The sequence below is a fragment of the Pseudomonas sp. WS 5021 genome (genome assembly GCF_012985535.1).
Taxonomy (GTDB): domain Bacteria; phylum Pseudomonadota; class Gammaproteobacteria; order Pseudomonadales; family Pseudomonadaceae; genus Aquipseudomonas.
The window spans coordinates 260,678-279,419 of sequence record NZ_JAAQWP010000003.1 but is presented as its reverse complement, the minus strand read 5'-3'; the positions used below and the strand labels follow the sequence as shown (position 1 = coordinate 279,419).

Here is an 18,742-nt window from a genome sequence, read left to right as displayed (position 1 = left end):
CTACCTTTCTTAAAGCGACGAGTATTTCTTGCGCAGACGCTGACGGATCAGCTCGGCGAGGGTGTTCATGACGAAGGTAAACAGCAGCAGCACCAGCGCCGAGAGGAACAGCACGCGGTAGTGACTGCCGCCCACTTCCGACTCGGGCATTTCCACCGCGACGTTGGCGGCGAGCGTTCGCAGGCCTTCGAACAGGTTCATTTCCATGACCGGGGTGTTACCCGTGGCCATCAGCACGATCATGGTTTCGCCCACTGCACGGCCCATGCCGATCATCAGCGCCGAGAAAATCCCCGGGCTTGCGGTCAGCAACACCACACGGGTCATGGTCTGCCAAGGCGTAGCGCCCAGCGCCAGGGAGCCCAGGGTCAGGCCACGCGGCACGCTGAACACGGCGTCTTCGGCGATGGAGTAGATGTTCGGGATCACCGCAAAACCCATGGCCAGGCCGACTACCAGGGCGTTGCGCTGGTCGTAGGTGATGCCCAGGTCGTGGGAGATCCACATGCGCATGTCGCCACCGAAGAACCAGGTTTCCAGGTACGGGCTCATGTACAGCGAGAGCCAGCCCACAAACAGGATCACCGGGATCAGGATCGCGCTTTCCCAGCCATCGGGAACCCGCAGGCGGATCGACTCAGGCAGGCGGCTGAAAACAAAGCCGGCGACGAGGATGCCAATCGGCAACAACATCAGCAGGCTGAAAATCCCCGGCAGGTGCCCTTCGACATACGGCGCCAGGAACAGGCCGGCGAAGAAGCCGAGGATTACCGTCGGCATCGCTTCCATCAGCTCGATCACCGGCTTGACCTTGCGGCGCAGGCTCGGAGCCATGAAGTAAGCGGTGTAGATCGCCGCGGCGATGGCCAGGGGTGCAGCCAGCAGCATGGCGTAGAACGCGGCCTTGAGCGTACCGAAGGTCAGTGGCGCCAGGCTCATCTTCGGTTCGAAGTCGCTGTTGGCGGCGGTCGATTGCCAGACGTATTTAGGCTCGTCGTAGTTTTCGTACCAGACCTTGCTCCACAACGCGCTCCAGGACACTTCCGGGTGCGGGTTGTCGAGGGTCAACGGCTGCAGCTTGCCGCTGGCTTCGACGATCACGCGGTTGGCCCGTGGCGACATGCCAAAGATGCCCTGGCCTTCGACCACCGGGTCCACCAGCAAAGTGCGGTGCGCGGTACTGTGGAACACCCCGAACTTGCCGGAGGCATCCAGGGCGGTGAAGCCTTTGCGACGCTCTTCAGCGGTGATTTCAACGATAGGCGTGGTGCCCATCTGGAAAGTACGGATCTGCTTGAGGTGTTGCTCGCCATCCGGGTCACGGGCCATGAACCACTGGGCCAGGCCACCCTTGGAGTCGCCGACGATCAGCGAGATACCGCCCACCAGTTGGGTGCTGGCGGTGATTTCGGCGTTGCCATCTTCCAATAATTTGTATCGACCGTTGAGGCTGTTGTCCCGCAGGCTGAACACATCGGCCAGGGCGCGACCGTTGATCACATACAGCCATTGCTGGCGCGGATCGACAAAGATCGCTTTGACAGGCTCGGTCATTTGCGGCAGGTCGATACGCTTCTGCTCGCTGACCACTTCGCCGGTCATCATGTTTTCTTCGCGGCTCACCGACAACACGTTCAGGTGCGAACCGGCGGAACCGGCAACGATCAGCGAGCTGTCAGTGGCGTTGAGGGCGACATGTTCCAGCGGCCGACCGGCTTCGTCGAGCACTATTGGCGTGTCGCCGTAGGGGTATTCGATTTCGGGCGAAATGGTCTTCTTGCCGTCCGGGTACGACACTTTATAAGAGTGACGGAACACCAGGGACTGGCCATTGGACAAGCCAAGGATTACCAGCGGGCTGCCGGGCTGGTCTTCACCGATGGACACCACGCTGGCGCCGGCCGGCAGGGCCAGGTCGACACGCTTGAGTTCAGCACCGGTATCAACGCTGAAGAACAACGCCTGGCCCTTGTCGGAAACCCGCATGGCGACCTGGTTCTGCTCTTCCAGCGAGATCAGCAACGGCTTGCCGGCATCCTGCATCCAGGCCGGGCTCAGGGCCTCGTCCTTGGTCAGGCTGGCACCCTGGAACAGCGGCGCGACCACGTAGGCCAGGAAGAAGAAAATCAGCGTGATAGCGCCGAGGACGGCAAGGCCGCCGACCAGTACATACCAACGGGTCAGGCGGTCCTTGAGCGCGCGGATGCGGCGCTTGCGTTGCAGCTCAGGCGTATTGAAATCAATGCGCTTGGGAGGAGAAGTCGTCGTCATGGTGGAATTGGCCAGATCATTCATGCGCACACCCTAGCGATCCTGTATGACAGAAAGATGACAATGCAGTGACGCAAAAAATCCGCCGCGTAGCAGGGCTGGCAGCGGACCGAAAAATTAGGAGTGTAGACCGGCTTGTCATGGGAGCGGGTTGGCCCGCGATGGCATCAACACGATTTCAATTTTAAACCGCGTCGCCTGCATCGCGGGCAAGCCCGCTCCCACACAAGAGCATGCATCTACACCAGGTAGTGCAGGCTTATTTGCCTTCTTTCAGACCCAGGTCAGCCAGTGCCTTGGCGGCAACTTTGGCTGGCAGTGGGATGTAGCCATCCTTGACTACAACTTCCTGGCCCTGTTTGGACAGAACCAGTTTCACGAACTCGGCTTCCAGCGGGGCCAGAGGCTTGTTCGGAGCCTTGTTGATGTACACGTAGAGGAAACGCGACAGCGGGTACTTGCCGTTCAGGGCGTTTTCTTCGGTGTCTTCGACGAACTCGCCGCCTTCTTTCTTGGCCAGGGCAACGGTTTTCACGCTGGCAGTCTTGTAGCCGATGCCCGAGTAACCGATGCCGTTCAGCGAGGAGCTGATGGACTGCACGACCGAAGCCGAGCCTGGTTGTTCGTTGACGTTTGGCTTGAAGTCACCTTTGCACAGCGCTTCTTCCTTGAAGTAGCCGTAGGTGCCGGATACCGAGTTACGACCGAACAGTTGCACTGGCTTGTTGGCCAGGTCACCGGTCACACCCAGGTCACCCCAGGTCTTGGCGTCAGCCTTGGCGCCGCACAGGCGAGTCGACGAGAACACGGCATCGACCTGAGCCATGGTCAGGTGCTTGATCGGGTTGTCCTTGTGTACGAATACAGCCAGGGCGTCCACGGCCACCGGGATAGCCGTCGGCTTGTAGCCGTACTTCTGCTCGAAAGCCTGCAGTTCGTTGTCCTTCATCTTGCGGCTCATCGGGCCCAGGTTGGCGGTGCCTTCGGTGAGTGCAGGCGGCGCGGTGGAAGAGCCGGCGGCTTGAATCTGGATGTTTACGTTCGGGTATTCTTTTTTGTAGTTCTCGGCCCACAGGGTCATCAGGTTGGCCAGGGTATCGGAACCGACGCTGGACAAGTTGCCCGATACACCAGTGGTCTTGGTATAGGCCGGAATTGCCGGGTCAACACCAGCGGCCACCGCGTGGGCAGTCGCAACGCCAGCAGCGACAAAAGTCATTGCCGCCATCAAACGCTTCAGTTTCATGCCTTACTCCTAGCAGATAGGGATAGTTGGATCGGGGCCAAGTATCGGTAGGCCGTGTGAACACTCTATGTCTGGAATATGACAATTAGATGAAAGGCCAGTATTGGCTAGGAAAGCGGATGCGGGGGGACGCTGAGTAAACGCGGGGGCGAGGCGAGGGATTGCGGTAATTTTAGAAACACTCTGTAAACGTTGCAGGAGCCGGCTTGCCGGCAATGGGCCCTTGAATTGTGCACTGATCAAGGGACGCCATCGCCGGTAAGCCGGTTCCTACAGGGGACTTGCCAGGTTCAGCGCCCGCGTTTCCACAGGTAGGCACCCACCAGCATCCCCATCGTGCAGATCACGGCAACGTAGTACGCCGGGCCCATTGGGCTTTCTTTCATCAGCAGCGACACCACCAACGGCGTCAGACCACCGAACACCGCGTAGGCAACGTTGTAGGAAAACGACAGGCCGCTGAAGCGCACCACCGGCGGGAAGGCCTTGACCATCACGTAGGGCACCACACCGACCACGCCAACGAACAGGCCGGTGAGGGTGTACAGCGGGAACAGCCAGTTTGGGTGGTCCAGCAGACTGTGATACAGCGTCCACGAGGTCGCAAGCAGCAATGCGCAACCGGCGATCAGCACGCGCCCGGCGCCAAAGCGGTCAGCCAGCGCGCCGGAGAGGATGCAGCCCAGGCTCAGGGTGACGATCGCCAGGCTGTTGGCCTGCAACGAGACTGTCGGGCTGAAGTGGTAGATGGTCTGCAGCACGGTCGGGGTCATCAGGATCACGACGACGATACCGGCCGACAGCAGCCAGGTCAGCAGCATCGACAGCACGATGGCGCCACGGTGGTCACGCAGGACCGCACGCAAGGGCAGCTCGGCGGCCAGGGTCTTGCGCTGCTGCATTTCGGCGAAGATCGGCGTTTCGTGCAGCCAGCGGCGCAGGTACACCGAAAACAGGCCGAATACACCGCCCAACAGGAACGGGATCCGCCAGGCGTAGTCCGACACCTGCTCCGGGGTGTACAGGGTGTTGATGGCGGTGGCCACCAGCGAACCCAGGAGGATCCCGGCGGTCAGGCCGCTGGTCAGGGTGCCGCAGGCGTAGCCGATATGGCGTGGTGGGACATGTTCAGAAACAAAAACCCACGCCCCCGGCACTTCGCCACCAATCGCCGCGCCCTGGATCACGCGCATCAGCAGCAACAGGATCGGAGCCCACAGGCCGATCTGCGCGTAGGTCGGCAACAGGCCCATGATCAGGGTCGGCACGGCCATCATGAAGATGCTCAAGGTGAACATCTTCTTGCGCCCCAGCAGGTCGCCGAAGTGCGCCATGATGATCCCGCCCAGCGGCCGCGCCAGGTAGCCGGCGGCGAAGATGCCGAAGGTCTGCATCAGGCGCAGCCATTCGGGCATGTCGGCGGGGAAAAACAGCTTCCCGACCACAGTGGCGAAGAACACGAAGATGATGAAGTCGTAGAACTCCAGCGCGCCGCCCAGGGCCGACAGCGACAGGGTTTTGTAGTCGTTGCGGTTCAGCGGTCGTGCGGGCGGCGCAATGCTTGAAGGCACTGTGGTCATGGCAAGGCTTCTCTTATTAGGTCAGATCAGGAATCCGCAACAGTGCTGGTTTGGCCTGGCAGGTCCGGCAAGATAACAAATTGCCTGGAAAAGCACAGTCTAAACACCTGCACAGCGGTTGGCGCCGACTCGCAAAGTCACCACCTTGCAAGGCCCGCCTCTTCCTTCTTCGAATTATTGTCGGGGACCAAAAACGCCAGCAAATACTGGGGTGCCGGGTTTAAAAGAAACAATGGTCAAACCCCTCAAGTTGCATGACTGTTTTGGCCATTTGCCCGACACCTTCAAAGCCACGCAGATAGATGTACAAAATCCGGCCCCAATGGTCGTCGCGCAGGCTAGCGACCGATATACTGCCCGCCTTGCACCGGCATATCAGTGGAAGTTGCGCGAAAACGTCGTTGGCACCGGCCAGCCGATTTCGCAGAGTTTCCCTCAAGGCGCCTTTCGAAAAACGTGACGAACGTAGTATGTTCGGGGCTGAATCGTTTTTCCAAGACGGCTATTCACCGATTACATAGTCCAAGAGTCACGGGTCAGAGGCACCCCCGGCATGATCGAACTCGAACAAGAAGATCCTATCCCGCAAGGCGATCTCGCCCTGCAAATCACCGCACTGCCCCGTGAAACCAACGGTTTCGGCGATATTTTCGGCGGCTGGCTGGTAGCGCAGATGGACCTGGCCGGCACGGCAATGGCCAGCAAAGTCGCCGGCGGCCGCGTGGCTACCGTAGCCATCGACCGCATGGCCTTCCTGGTTCCGGTGGCGGTGGGCGCGCAGTTGTCCTTCTACACCCAGGCCCTGGAAATCGGCCGCAGCTCGATCCAGATGATGGTCGAAGTGTGGAGCGATGACCCGCTGTCCAGCGAATGGCGCAAAGTCACCGAGGCGGTGTTTGTGTTCGTCGCCATTGATGGCAGCGGGCGCACCCGGTCGGTTCCGTCGCGAGCGCGTTAAACCTCGCGGCGGTTTGACGGTCCATTGCCCCATTGCCTGTCACTAAGAGAGCCTTGTATGCCTACGCCCCACGTTGAAGCCGTGAAAATGGATGAGCTGAACTGCTGGCGCATCCGCCACAACGGCGCCGAAGTGCTGGTGGCCCAACAGGGTGCGCACGTGTTCAGTTACCAGCCCGCTGGCGCTAAGCCGGTGATCTGGCCAAACGAGCAGGCTGTGTTCAAGGCTGGCAAAGGTATCCGTACGGGTGTGCCGGTGTGCTGGCCGTGGTTTGGTGTGTTCGAGCGCAACCCGCAAAGCGTCAAGGCGATGCGCCAGAGTGATCAGCCGGCCGGCGCCCATGGTTTCGCGCGCACAGCCATCTGGACCTTGGCCGGCGTCGAAGACAATCGGGTTGAACTGGTCCTGCCGGCACCTGCTGACGGCTTCCCTGGCTGGCCGCACCAGGTCGATCTGAAAATGAGCATCCTGCTCGACGATCAACTGCATATCCGCCTGACCAGCCACAACCGCAGCACCGACACCGTGACCATCAGCCAGGCGCTGCACAGCTACTTCGCGGTCAGCGACGTACGCAAGGTGCAGGTCGATGGTCTGGACGGATTGGACTATATCGATACCGCCGACGGCTGGGTGACCAAAAAGCAATTTGGCCTCCTGCACTTTACTGCCGAGACCGACCGCATCTACCTCGACACCCCGGCACAATTGAACATCGTTGATAAAGACTGGCAGCGCCAGATCCAGCTCACCAGCGAAGGATCAAAATCGACGGTGATCTGGAACCCCTGGACTGAACGCGCCAAGGCCTTCGATGACATGGCCGACGATGGCTGGCAGGGCATGCTGTGCATCGAGACGGCAAATGTGCTGGACGATGTGGTGGCACTGGCACCGGGCGCTAGTCACACCATGGGCGTGAGCATGGCCAGTCTGCCCCTGTAACCTAACCAAAATGTAGGAGCGGGCTTGCCCGCGATGGCGGTGTTTCAGCCGATACATTCGGCGACTGATACACCGCTATCGCGGGCAAGCCCGCTCCCACCCAAGCCCGGGGTTTTGTGGCGCTGGTTATAGATCCGCTTCCTGCACCACCCTCACCACTCCCGCATCCAGGGCATAAGCCGCATCCGCCAGGTCGCTGTTGACCGTCTCGACCTTCAAGGTGCCGGTCACCCATAGCGGCGTGTAGATGTCATCCAGCTTCAAGCCCTTGGGATAGCGCACCAACACCAACTGGTTTGGCGGCGGCGGCGGCACGTGGATGCACGCGCCCGGGTAAGGCACCAGGAAGAACAAGGTGCTGCGGCCCTTGGCGTCGGTTTCCAATGGCACCGGGTAGCCACCCAGGCGGATATGCTTGCCGTTCAGGGCGGCCACGGTCTTGGTCGAATACATCACCGCCGGCAAGCCCTTGCTCTGCTTCAAGCCACCCTTTTCGGTAAAGGTGCCCAAGGCTTCCGGGGAGTTGTGGTCGATATCCGGCATTTGCTCCAGGGCTTTCTGGTCTGACTCAGGCATCAGTTCCAGCCAGTCGGTTTCCGGCAATTGGGCGGCGTGTGCCAGGCTTGAACCCAGCAAAAGGACAGTCAACAGGAGGCGGCGCATGAAGGGGCTCGGCAAATGAACACAGTGCCGGCATTCTAGCCCTCTGCGCCTGCGCAGCGCAGAGGGCTTGTCGCTAAATCATTTCTTTTTCAGCAGACCGTAGATCACCAGCAACACGATGGCACCGACCAGCGCGCCAATGAAGCCTGCGCCCTGGCCTGCCTGGTAGATACCCAGCGCCTGGCCGCCATAGGTCGCCGCCAGGGAGCCGGCGATACCCAGCAGGATGGTCATGATCCAGCCCATGCTGTCGTCGCCTGGTTTCAGGAAACGCGCCAGCAGGCCGACGATCAAACCGATAAAGATGGTCCCAATGATACCCATGGCATTTCCCTCTGAATGAAAGTTAGCTGAAGCCTAGTCAGACTTTGGCATCCTGCAATCAGAGGATGGCGGTCACCAATGGTTCCCGCCAGCCCGTGGGTTATTGCGCGGCGATCAGTGCCTGGACCTTGGCGATCTGCGCGTCGAGTGTCGCGCGGTCCTTGCAACGCAGGTTGGCGTGGCCGACCTTGCGCCCGACCTTGAAGGCCTTGCCGTAGTGATGCAGGTGGCAGTCATCAATCGCAATGACCTGCTCTACCGGCGGCACCACACCAATGAAGTTGAGCATCGCGCTCTCGCCCACCTTGGCCGTGGAACCCAATGGCAAGCCCGCAACCGCCCGCAGGTGGTTTTCGAACTGGCTGCACTCGGCGCCTTCGGTGGTCCAGTGCCCGGAGTTGTGCACGCGCGGGGCGATTTCGTTGGCCTTGAGGCCACCGTCCACTTCAAAGAATTCGAAGGCCATCACGCCAACATAATCCAGTTGCTTGAGCACGCGGCTGGAATAGTCTTCGGCCAGGGCCTGCAACGGGTGGTCGGTGCTGGCCACGGACAGCTTGAGGATGCCGCTGTCGTGGGTGTTGTGCACCAACGGGTAGAAGCGCGTTTCGCCATCACGGGCGCGCACGGCCACCAGCGAGACTTCGCCGGTGAACGGCACGAAGCCTTCCAGCAGGCAGGCGACACTGCCCAGCTCGGCGAAGGTGCCGACCACATCGGCGTCAGTACGCAGGACTTTCTGGCCCTTGCCGTCATAACCCAGGGTGCGGGTTTTCAGCACAGCCGGCAGGCCGATGCTGGCGACGGCAGCGTCCAGGTCCGCCTGGGACTGGATGTCGGCGAAGGCCGGGGTCGGAATGCCCAGGTCCTTGAACATGCTCTTTTCGAACCAGCGATCACGGGCGATGCGCAGGGCTTCGGCGCTCGGGTACACCGGCACGAATTGCGACAGGAACGCCACGGTTTCGGCCGGCACACTTTCGAACTCGAAGGTCACCAGGTCGACTTCATCGGCCAGTTGGCGCAAGTGGTCCGGGTCGCTGTAGTCCGCCCGCAGGTGTTCGCCCAGGGCCGCCGCACAGGCGTCCGGCGCCGGATCAAGAAACGCGAAGTTCATCCCCAGCGGCGTACCCGCCAGGGCCAGCATGCGACCCAGTTGGCCGCCACCGATTACACCGATTTTCATCAATCAACAACCTCAGGCGATGCGTGGGTCTGGATTGTCCAGGACGCTGTCAGTCTGTTCGGCGCGGAATTTCTTCAGGGCCGCGTGGAACTGTGGATGCTTGGCGCCCAGGATACTGGCCGACAGCAATGCCGCGTTGATCGCGCCAGCCTTGCCGATCGCCAGGGTGGCCACCGGAATGCCGGCGGGCATCTGCACGATGGACAGCAGCGAATCCACGCCCGAGAGCATCGACGACTGCACCGGCACACCGAGTACCGGCAAGTGGGTCTTGGCCGCACACATGCCCGGCAGGTGGGCTGCGCCACCGGCACCGGCGATAATCACCTCGATGCCACGGGATTCTGCTTCATCGGCATACTGGAACAGCAAGTCCGGCGTGCGGTGGGCGGAAACCACCTTCACTTCAAACGGAATGCCGAGTTTTTCCAGCATATCGGCGGTGTGGCTAAGGGTGGACCAATCGGACTTGGAGCCCATGATCACGCCAACCAATGCACTCATCGTCGTGCCTCTTCTCTCTGGGCGCCCGCAGGCGCGTCAAAAAACAACAAGCCACGCGGGAAATCCGGCGTGGCTTGTTGTACGAATTAAGGCCGGTTGGACCGGCCGAAGGCCGCGCAGTATACCGTAATAATGCAGATAAACAGCCCCTGGAATGACCATCTGTCTTACCGGTCAAACCTGCGGTTTTATTGACTTCAGAGTCAGCCAAAACACCCAAAACCTGTAGGAGCCGGCTTGCCGGCGATTGCGGTCAATCAGCACCAAATATTCGACTGGCACACTGCTATCGCTGGCAAGCCAGCTCCTATAGTTAACCGCGTTCGGCCGGCGGATTCTGCGTTGCCCCACCTTCCAACTTGCGCCACAACAACCGCACGTTCGCCTTGCGCACCAACGCGCAGCGATACAGGCGGATCTCCAGCGGCACATGCCACTGCGACCCGCCGCACACTACCAGTTCACCCCGGGCCAGCTCGGCGCGTACGCTCAACTGTGGCACCCAGGCAATCCCCAGCCCTTCCAGCGCCATGCTTTTAAGGCTGTCGGCCATGGCGGTTTCATACACCGTGGTAAAGCGCAGGGCGCGCTGGCGCAGCAGCAGGTTCACCGAACGCCCGAGGAATGCCCCAGCGCTGTAGGCCAGCAATGGCACGCTGCCCTCGCCTTCCAGGTCAAACAGCGGCTTGCCATCGGCATCGGCGGCACACACCGGAAGCATTTCGGTGTTGCCCAGGTGCAGCGACGGGAAAATATCCGGGTCCATCTGCATTGCCGCATCCGGGTCGTAGAACGCCAGCATCAGGTCGCAGCCACCTTCGCGCAGGGCATGCACCGCGTCGCCGACGTTGGTCGCGACCAGCCGCGTGGCGATGTTCAGCCCTTCGTTGCGCAATTGCGCGATCCAGCGTGGGAAAAAGCCCAGCGCCAGGGAGTGCGCCGCCGCGACTTGCATGACTTCGCCCTGGCCGCCTTCAAGGTGATGCAAATGGCGTAGCACTTCGCCCAGTTGCTCGACCACCGTGCGCGCCGTTACCAGGAACAACTGCCCCGCCGCCGTCAATTCGACGGGCGTGCGCGAACGGTTGACCAACGTCAGCCCCAGGGCCGCCTCAAGGCTGCGGATGCGTCGACTGAAGGCCGGCTGGGTGACAAAGCGCCGCTCCGCCGCCTGGGAGAAGCTGCGCGTGGCCGCCAGGGCGCTAAAGTCTTCCAGCCATTTGCTTTCAAGGTTCATCTGATTCTCCAGGGCATGCACCATTTTGGCACACACGCCCGCCATGTTAACCGGGTCACATCAACATTATGCCGTTTGTGCATAGGCCAGCGCTTAATAGCATTGGCCCAAAAACTCCCACAAGCCTAGCATTCACAGCGTTCCGGCCTAGCCCGGGTCCATATCGAGATGATTTCCGTCATGTCCTCCGCTGCATCATTCCGCACAGAAAAAGACCTGCTTGGCGTACTCGAAGTACCTGCCCAAGCGTATTACGGCATCCAGACCCTGCGAGCCGTGAATAACTTCCGTCTCTCCGGCGTTCCGATTTCGCATTACCCGAAATTGGTGGTCGGTCTGGCAATGGTCAAGCAAGCCGCCGCTGATGCCAACCGCGAGTTGGGCCAACTCAGCGAAGCCAAGCACGCTGCCATCAGCGAAGCCTGCGCCCGCCTGATCCGCGGCGACTTCCACGAAGAGTTCGTGGTGGACATGATTCAAGGCGGCGCTGGCACTTCAACCAACATGAATGCCAACGAAGTCATCGCCAACATCGCGTTGGAGGCCATGGGCCACAACAAGGGCGAGTACCAATACCTGCACCCCAACAACGACGTGAACATGGCGCAGTCGACCAACGACGCCTATCCGACCGCGATCCGCCTGGGTCTGCTGTTGGGCCATGACGCGCTGCTGGCCAGCCTCGACAGCCTGATCCAGGCGTTCGCCGCCAAGGGTGTCGAGTTCGGCCACGTCCTGAAAATGGGCCGTACCCAGCTGCAAGATGCCGTGCCGATGACCCTCGGCCAGGAATTCCGTGCCTTCGCCACGACCCTGGGTGAAGACCTGGCACGCCTCAAGACCCTGGCGCCGGAGCTGCTGACCGAAGTCAACCTGGGCGGCACCGCCATCGGTACCGGCATCAACGCCGACCCGCGCTACCAGGCCCTGGCTGTACAGCGCCTGGCCACCATCAGCGGCCAGCCGCTGGTACCGGCGGCCGACTTGATCGAAGCCACCTCCGACATGGGCGCGTTCGTGCTGTTCTCCGGCATGCTCAAGCGTACGGCGGTGAAGCTGTCGAAGATCTGCAACGACCTGCGCCTGCTGTCCAGCGGCCCACGTACCGGGATCAACGAAATCAACCTGCCAGCGCGTCAGCCAGGCAGCTCGATCATGCCCGGCAAGGTCAACCCGGTCATCCCGGAAGCCGTGAACCAGGTGGCCTTCCAGGTCATCGGTAACGACCTGGCCCTGACCATGGCGGCCGAAGGCGGCCAACTGCAACTGAACGTGATGGAGCCGCTGATCGCCTTCAAGATCTTCGACTCGATCCGCCTGCTGCAACGCGCCATGGACATGCTGCGCGAGCACTGCATCGTCGGCATCACCGCCAACGAAGCACGCTGCCGCGAACTGGTGGAGCACTCCATCGGCCTGGTCACCGCGCTGAACCCGTACATCGGCTATGAAAACGCCACCCGCATCGCCCGCATTGCCCTCGAAAGCGGCCGCGGCGTGCTGGAACTGGTGCGCGAAGAAGGCTTGCTCGACGACGCCATGCTCGACGACATCCTGCGCCCGGAAAACATGATTGCCCCGCGTCTGGTGCCTTTGAAGGCCTGAACGCATGTAGCACCGCTCACCAGGTTGAGGGACTAGACACCTCTCACCCTTTTGAGGGCTTGAAGACTTGCTCTTCAGGCCCTTTTTTTTGCCCGCAATTTGCCAACCCCCAACCTTTGTAGGAGCCGGCTTGCCGGCGATGAGGTCCTCAAGGCAGGTACAACATTTCAAGAACGCCATCGCCGGCAAGCCGGCTCCTACATAAACGCAACCAGTCCCTCGAATGCGTTTTACATATAAAACAAATAACGCCTTTCGCAACTTCCCCGCGTTACCCAATAAAGCACCGACTTCTTGCAACTTCCCATTACACGCTCAAGCAGTGTGCAATTTCGTGCCATATAAGAACCAACGCTTCATATATGAAACAACCAACTTCCAACTACTAGAACCTAAATCACTAATATCAAAGGATATTTACTAATAGTTTGTAGGAAATAACCCCCTGGCATTGTTCATGCACTAAACGGCGTATCACCTATAAAACAGACCAGAGTACCTACCTGATGGCTGTGAAAGAGATGTACGCCGTGACGCCCCAATGGAATAACCAAGCTCTCAGGGAAGAGCTGGAGCCGACTGAAATTGAATTTCGCAATGTCGGTAAATGTTTCCCGGCCAAGGGTAAAGCAGACGCGCCCTTCGCCATTCGCGAGGTGAACTTCAAGATTCGCCGGGGTGAAGTGGTGTCGATCATCGGCCCTTCCGGTTGTGGCAAGAGCACCATCCTGAACATGGGCTCAGGCCTGTACCGCCCCAGCGAAGGTGAAGTGTTCGTTGGTGGCGAGCCGGTCACCGGGCCGGTGCCGCAGGTCGCGTTCATGTTGCAAAAGGACCTGCTGATGCCCTGGCGCAGCATCCGCCGCAACGTCGAACTGGGCCTGGAGATCCAGGGCGTACCCGCCGCCACCCGGCAGAAAGTCGCCCTCGACCTGCTCGAGCGCTGCCACCTCAATGGCTACGCCGATCACTACCCGTTCCAGCTATCCGGTGGCATGCGCCAGCGCGCCGCCCTGGCTCGCACCCTGGCCATCGACCCGCAGGTGCTGTTCCTCGACGAGCCGTTCTCGGCCCTCGATGCCCAGACCAAGATGATCCTGCAACAGGACATGGCGCGGATGCTGTTCGACGAGAAGAAGACCGCGCTGTTCATCACCCATGACCTGATCGAAGGCATCGCCATGTCCGACCGCTTGCTGGTCATGAGCGCCCGCCCCGGCACGATCATCGAGGAAATCAGTATCGACCTGCCGTTTCGCGACAACCCCCTGGAGCGCCGCAAGCTGCCGGAAATCGGCCCGCTGGTCGGCCGCCTGATGGAGTTGCTCCAGGTCGGCGCCGACACCGAACTGCACTGATCACCGCCCTTGCGGCCCCCAACCGATTCCGGAGTCCCCATGCTCAAGTCTCTGTTTCAACGTCTTTGCGCCCTCAGCCTGGGCCTCGGCATGGCCTGTGCCGCCCAGGCGCAGCCGACCAAGGTCACCTACCTGCTGCCGGCGCCGCCCAACTCGCCCGCGTTCGCTCCGTGGATCATCGCCAAGGAAAAGGGCTACTACACGGCCCAGGACCTGGACCTGACCTTTATCGCCGCCAAAGGTGGCGTGGACGTGGCCAAGCAGATCGGCGCCGGTAATGCGCTGATCGGCGGAGCCATCGGTGACACGCCGATCGTGGTGCGGGCCAATGGCATCCCGGTGCGCGCCGTGGCGGTGCTGGGCGACGGCGGGGTGACGATGATCGCCACCAACGCCAAGGACAACATCAACAGCGTCAGCGACCTCAAGGGCAAGACCATGACGGTGATGTCGTACTCCGACACCACTTACTACGCCCTGCTCGCCTCGCTGCGCAAAGCCGGGCTGGGCAAAAACGACGTGAACATCCAGGCCGCCGGCCCCGCCGGGGTCTGGCAATTGTTCTCCGCCAACAAGGCCCAGGCCATGGCGGGCGTGCCGGACTGGGTGATCAATGCCGAGGAAGCCGGGGTGCAGATCAAGCTGATCCCCCAGGACCAGATTTTCGAGAGCATGGCCCAGGCGATTCTCGCCTCCGACGACGCGATCAAGAACCAGCCCCAGATTGTGCGCGGCGTGGTCCAGGGCACCCTGCAAGGCATGCGCGACATCATCCAGGACCCGCGCGCCGCCGCCGTGACCTTCGCCAAGGCGGTACCGGCCTACGCCGGCAAGGAAGACTCCCTGGAGAAGATCTTCAAGCTCTACGTCGAACACGTCTACGCCAAGCAGGCCGTGCTCGGGCACATCGATCCGCAGCACCTGGACAAGGTCCTGCAGTTCTATGTCAGCGAGGGCATCGTCACTCAGGCGACTCCGCTTGAAGACCTCTTCACCAACCAATTCGTCGACAGCCCGGTCGCCGCACAGTGAACCACCGGGACATTGAGGTACGTACACGATGAAAAACAACAACTCCGTGCTCGGTAGCGTCGCGCTGCTGATCCTGTTCCTGGTGCTTTGGCAATGGGGCCCCGGCCTGCTCGGCATGCCCGAGTTCGTCATGCCCAAACTCAGCCGCGTGGCCCAGGAAGGCCTGGTGATGTGGCAAACCGGCGGCCTGCTGCAACACACCCTGATCACCGCCCTGGAGATCGTCGTCGGCTTCGCCCTCGGCGCCCTGCTGGGAGTGATGATCGGCGTCTCGCTGGGCCTGTCGCCGGCGGCCGAAGCCATGTTGTCGCCGTACATCCTGGCCTTGCAGATCGCCCCGAAAGTCGCCTTCGCGCCGCTGTTCGTGATGTGGCTGGGCTACACCATCTACCCGAAGATTCTGATCGCGATCCTGATCGTGTTTTTCCCAGTGATGATCAACGTGCTCTCGGCGATCCGCACCGTCGACCCGGACATGATCAACCTGGTACGCACCATGAATGCCAGCCGCTGGCAGATCTTCCGCCTGGTGGAGTTCCCGTCGGCCATGGCCGCACTGTTTTCCGGCCTGCGTATCGCCTCGACCCTGGCCGTGATCGGCGTCACCGTCGGTGAGCTGGTCGGTGGCAACCAGGGCCTGGGCTTCTTGCTGGTAGACGCCGAGGGCCAGGGCAACACCGCTGGGGTGTTCGTCGCCATTGTCGCGCTGACCCTGATTGGGGTGATCGCCTACGGCGCAGTGGTGTGGGCGGAAAAACGCGTCCTGCACTACATGCCCAAAGCCATGTTGAGCACCCAGTGATGAGCCGCCATGACCTTTTGCTTGCAGGCCGCCGCGTGCTGGTCACCGGTGGCGCTCGGGGCCTGGGCTATGCCTTTGCCCAGGCCATCGGCCAGGCCGGCGCCCGGGTGGTGATTGCCGATGTGCTGCACGAGCGTGTACAGCAGGCCGCCGGTGAATTACGGGCGCTGGGCCTGGACGTGCAGGCCGTGGCTGTCGACCTGGCGCAACCCACCTCGATCCAGGCCTGTGTCGACGCGACGATCAGCCTGCTGGGCGGCCTCGACGGCCTGGTGAACAACGCCTCGATCACCAACTCCGGGGGCAAGGGCTGCGAAGAGCTGAGCATCGACACCTGGGACCAGGTGATGCAGGTCAACGTGCGCGGCACCTGGCTGATGACCACCGCCTGCCTGCCGGCCCTGCGCGCCAGCGGCCAGGGCGCCATCGTCAACCTGGCCTCGGACACCCCGCTGTGGGGTGCACCGAACCTGTTGGCCTACGTCGCCAGCAAGGGCGCGATCATCGCCATGACCCGCAGCCTGGCCCGTGAGCTGGGCAGCGACAACATCACCGTCAACGCCATCGCCCCTGGCCTGGTGCTGGTGGAAGCCACCGCCTACGTGCCCGAGGCGCGCCACCGTTTGTACAACGACCAACGGGCCCTGCAACGCCCGCAATTGCCCGAAGACGTCAGCGGCGCCGTGCTGTTCGCGCTGTCCGACCTTGCCCGCTTTATCACTGGACAAACCCTGCCGGTCAACGGCGGGTTCGTCATGCCTTGATCTGGAGACTGTCATGACTGATCTATCTGCCCAAAACGACACCCCAAAAAGCTGGGACCGCCCTGCCGGCGCCAGCCTGGAAAGCTGGATGAGCACGCGCATCGCCCGCTACGAGACGCGCAAGTACGACTGGGATGCCCTGAAGTTCCAGGCCGACTACGACCCCAAGTTCCGCCGTGCGCAAATGCGCTACATCGGCACTGGCGGCACCGGCATCAGCACCGACATGAACACCATCCCGTCGGAGCACTTCACCTTTTCCACCATGGTCATCCCGGCCGGCCACGAGGGCCCGCCGCACCTGCACATTGACGTCGAAGAAGTGTTTTTCGTGCTGCGCGGCAAACTCAAGGTGGTACTGGAAAAGGACGGCGAGCGTTTCGAAACCATCCTCACCGACCGCGACGTGATTTCCGTGCCGCCGGGCGTGTACCGCGAAGAGATCAATATCGGCGACGAAGACGCGCTGATGTGCGTGATGCTCGGCGCGAAAAAGCCGATCACCCCGACCTATCCGCCAGAGCACCCTCTGGCCTCGATCAAGCGCGGGTAAGCCCATGTTGCCAGGACTCACCCAAGCCGCGCCGACGGCCGACCTGCAAGCCCAACTGCAGCGCGACTTCCCCCAGCGCCTGGTCGCCGCCGCCGGTGGCCAGCAGGCCCTGCGCGAATGCGGCACGGGGCCGGCGGTGGTGTTGCTGCACGGCATCGGCTCGGGCGCGGCGTCCTGGCTGCAAGTGGCACAGCACCTGGCGGCCCAGGCCCGGGTCATCGCCTGGGACGCGCCCGGCTATGGCGACTCCAGCCCCCTGGAGTCGGACGTGCCCAAGGCCGAGCAATACGCCGCGCGCCTGGTGCAGATGCTCGATGCGCTGGAAGTGGACGAGTGCGTGCTGGTCGGCCATTCCCTGGGCGCGCTGACCGCCCTGGCCTTGGCCCGCAGTGCCCAGGCCAAGCGGGTGAGCCGCCTGGTGCTGATCAGCCCGGCTCGCGGCTATGGCGCACCCGAGCGCAGCCAGCAGCGCCAGCAAGTACGCCAGCAACGCCTGGATGACCTGCAACGCCTGGGTATCGCCGGCCTGGCCGCACAACGCAGCGCCCACATGCTCTCGCCGCGGGCCCAGCCCGAAGCGTTGGCCTGGGTGCACTGGAACATGGCCCGCCTGAACCCGCTGGGTTATCGCCAGGCCGTCGAGCTGCTGTGCGGCGACGACCTGCTGCGCCACGGCCAACCTGCAATGCCCTGCGAAGTGCATTGCGGCGAAGCCGACGCCATCACCACGCCCGACACCTGCCTGGGCGTGGCCAAGGCCCTGGGTGCCAGCTTCAACCTGATCGCCGACGCAGGCCATGCCAGCCCCATCGAACAACCGCTGGTGGTTGCCGGTCGCCTGGCCTACGCCCTCAAACAATCCCTGACAGGTAGAACCCTATGAACGACTCAGATCTGCTGAAGGATGCTCAGGACAAATACATCGTGCCGGGCCTGGAGCGCGGCTTGCTGCTGCTCTGCGAGTTCAGCCGGCGCAACCGCACCCTGACCGCGCCGGAACTGGCACGGCGCCTGGCGCTGCCGCGCTCGACCATTTTCCGCCTGCTGACCACCCTGGAAACCATGGGCTTCGTCACCCGCAGCGGCAACGAATACCGCCTGGGCATGTCGGTGCTGCGCCTGGGCTTCGAGTACCTGGCCTCGCTGGAGCTGACCGAACTCGGCCAGCCGCTGCTGGCCCGTTTGTGCGACCGGGTTAACTACCCCAGCAACCTGGTGGTGCGCGACGGGCGTTCCATCGTCTATGTGGCCAAGGTTTCGCCGCCGTCGGTGTTCTCCAACGCGGTCAACGTCGGCACCCGCCTGCCGGCCCATGCCACGGTGCTGGGGCGCATCCTCCTCGAAGACCTGTCACTGACCGAACTGCGCGAGCTGTACCCCGAGGAACACCTGGAACAGCACTCCCACTGCACCCCCAAAACCGTGATGGAGCTGTTCGACATGCTCCAGGCCGACCGCCAGCGCGGCTTTGTCAGCGGCGAAGGGTTCTTTGAATCGGCGATTTCCACAGTGGCCGCGCCCGTGCGCGACCAGAGCGGCGACATCGTGGCCGCCCTCGGCGTGACCATCCCGACCACGCAGATCGGTCATGTGAATTTTGAAGAGCTGTTGACCCAGGTACGACGCAGCGCCGACGAGCTGTCGCGCCTGCTCAACTACAACGGCGGCGCCCACAGCAGCCAGCCCCGCGTCACTGCCTTGATGAGAGATTGAG

General features: G+C 62.0%; 18 protein-coding genes. 10 read left to right on the top strand and 8 right to left on the bottom strand.

What is annotated here, in order from left to right; translation table 11 throughout:
- Positions 1-9: 9 nt before the first annotated feature.
- The 3 genes from HBO19_RS11190 to HBO19_RS11180 all read right to left on the bottom strand — a co-directional run bounded on the left by HBO19_RS11190 (position 10) and on the right by HBO19_RS11180 (position 5,088).
- Positions 10-2,043 (bottom strand): ABC transporter permease subunit, encoded by a 2,034-nt coding sequence (locus HBO19_RS11190; protein ID WP_170057668.1) that lies wholly within the window; start codon positions 2,041-2,043, stop codon positions 10-12.
- A gap of 487 nt (positions 2,044-2,530) precedes the next feature.
- The gene (locus tag HBO19_RS11185; protein WP_038444526.1) at positions 2,531-3,517 is read right to left on the bottom strand and encodes a phosphate ABC transporter substrate-binding protein PstS; all 987 of its coding nucleotides are present in this window, start codon (positions 3,515-3,517) and stop codon (positions 2,531-2,533) included.
- Between the two features lie 290 nt (positions 3,518-3,807).
- Positions 3,808-5,088 (bottom strand): MFS transporter, encoded by a 1,281-nt coding sequence (locus HBO19_RS11180; protein ID WP_170042267.1) that lies wholly within the window; start codon positions 5,086-5,088, stop codon positions 3,808-3,810.
- A 562-nt stretch (positions 5,089-5,650) separates the two neighbouring features.
- Between HBO19_RS11180 and HBO19_RS11175 the strand changes: the two genes are divergently transcribed.
- Both HBO19_RS11175 and HBO19_RS11170 read left to right on the top strand, forming a co-directional pair.
- On the top strand, positions 5,651-6,055 hold the full coding sequence (locus HBO19_RS11175; RefSeq protein WP_003176975.1) for an acyl-CoA thioesterase: 405 nt from the start codon (positions 5,651-5,653) through the stop codon (positions 6,053-6,055).
- A 57-nt stretch (positions 6,056-6,112) separates the two neighbouring features.
- Positions 6,113-7,000, top strand: a complete 888-nt coding sequence (locus HBO19_RS11170) for a D-hexose-6-phosphate mutarotase (RefSeq protein ID WP_170057524.1) — start codon at positions 6,113-6,115, stop codon at positions 6,998-7,000.
- A gap of 126 nt (positions 7,001-7,126) precedes the next feature.
- Here the strand turns inward: HBO19_RS11170 and HBO19_RS11165 are convergent, their stop codons facing one another.
- The 5 genes from HBO19_RS11165 to HBO19_RS11145 form a co-directional block, all read right to left on the bottom strand.
- Positions 7,127-7,663 carry a DUF3299 domain-containing protein gene (locus tag HBO19_RS11165; protein WP_170057523.1) on the bottom strand — a complete coding sequence of 179 codons (537 nt, stop codon included), beginning with the start codon at positions 7,661-7,663 and terminating at the stop codon, positions 7,127-7,129.
- Positions 7,664-7,741: 78 nt separating this feature from the next.
- Positions 7,742-7,987, bottom strand: a complete 246-nt coding sequence (locus HBO19_RS11160) for a GlsB/YeaQ/YmgE family stress response membrane protein (RefSeq protein ID WP_029289950.1) — start codon at positions 7,985-7,987, stop codon at positions 7,742-7,744.
- A gap of 100 nt (positions 7,988-8,087) precedes the next feature.
- Positions 8,088-9,173, bottom strand: a complete 1,086-nt coding sequence (locus HBO19_RS11155) for a 5-(carboxyamino)imidazole ribonucleotide synthase (RefSeq protein WP_032856724.1) — start codon at positions 9,171-9,173, stop codon at positions 8,088-8,090.
- A gap of 12 nt (positions 9,174-9,185) precedes the next feature.
- Complete coding sequence (gene purE / locus HBO19_RS11150) at positions 9,186-9,677, bottom strand: 5-(carboxyamino)imidazole ribonucleotide mutase (RefSeq protein ID WP_057440545.1); 492 nt, start codon at positions 9,675-9,677, stop codon at positions 9,186-9,188.
- 313 nt (positions 9,678-9,990) lie between these two features.
- A complete protein-coding gene (locus HBO19_RS11145) occupies positions 9,991-10,914 on the bottom strand; it encodes a LysR substrate-binding domain-containing protein (protein WP_170057522.1) in 924 nt (307 codons plus the stop codon).
- Between the two features lie 180 nt (positions 10,915-11,094).
- Between HBO19_RS11145 and aspA the strand changes: the two genes are divergently transcribed.
- The 8 genes from aspA (at position 11,095) to HBO19_RS11105 (ending at position 18,741) form a co-directional block, all read left to right on the top strand.
- A complete protein-coding gene (aspA, locus tag HBO19_RS11140; RefSeq protein ID WP_038444539.1) occupies positions 11,095-12,519 on the top strand; it encodes an aspartate ammonia-lyase in 1,425 nt (474 codons plus the stop codon).
- Between the two features lie 521 nt (positions 12,520-13,040).
- Positions 13,041-13,877 (top strand): ABC transporter ATP-binding protein, encoded by an 837-nt coding sequence (locus tag HBO19_RS11135; RefSeq protein ID WP_262376972.1) that lies wholly within the window; start codon positions 13,041-13,043, stop codon positions 13,875-13,877.
- A gap of 39 nt (positions 13,878-13,916) precedes the next feature.
- Entirely contained in the window at positions 13,917-14,909 is a 993-nt protein-coding gene (locus tag HBO19_RS11130) for an ABC transporter substrate-binding protein (protein WP_169955437.1), read from the top strand.
- Positions 14,910-14,937: 28 nt separating this feature from the next.
- Entirely contained in the window at positions 14,938-15,711 is a 774-nt protein-coding gene (locus HBO19_RS11125; protein ID WP_076963115.1) for an ABC transporter permease, read from the top strand.
- On the top strand, positions 15,711-16,475 hold the full coding sequence (locus tag HBO19_RS11120; RefSeq protein ID WP_170057521.1) for an SDR family oxidoreductase: 765 nt from the start codon (positions 15,711-15,713) through the stop codon (positions 16,473-16,475). Before HBO19_RS11125 ends, HBO19_RS11120 begins: the two co-directional genes overlap by 1 nt.
- Before the next feature lie 13 nt (positions 16,476-16,488).
- A complete protein-coding gene (locus HBO19_RS11115) occupies positions 16,489-17,028 on the top strand; it encodes a cupin domain-containing protein (RefSeq protein WP_029289969.1) in 540 nt (179 codons plus the stop codon).
- A 4-nt stretch (positions 17,029-17,032) separates the two neighbouring features.
- Positions 17,033-17,911 carry an alpha/beta hydrolase gene (locus HBO19_RS11110; protein WP_170057520.1) on the top strand — a complete coding sequence of 293 codons (879 nt, stop codon included), beginning with the start codon at positions 17,033-17,035 and terminating at the stop codon, positions 17,909-17,911.
- The gene (locus HBO19_RS11105) at positions 17,908-18,741 is read left to right on the top strand and encodes an IclR family transcriptional regulator (protein ID WP_170057519.1); all 834 of its coding nucleotides are present in this window, start codon (positions 17,908-17,910) and stop codon (positions 18,739-18,741) included. Before HBO19_RS11110 ends, HBO19_RS11105 begins: the two co-directional genes overlap by 4 nt.
- The last annotated feature ends 1 nt before the right edge of the window (position 18,742 follow it).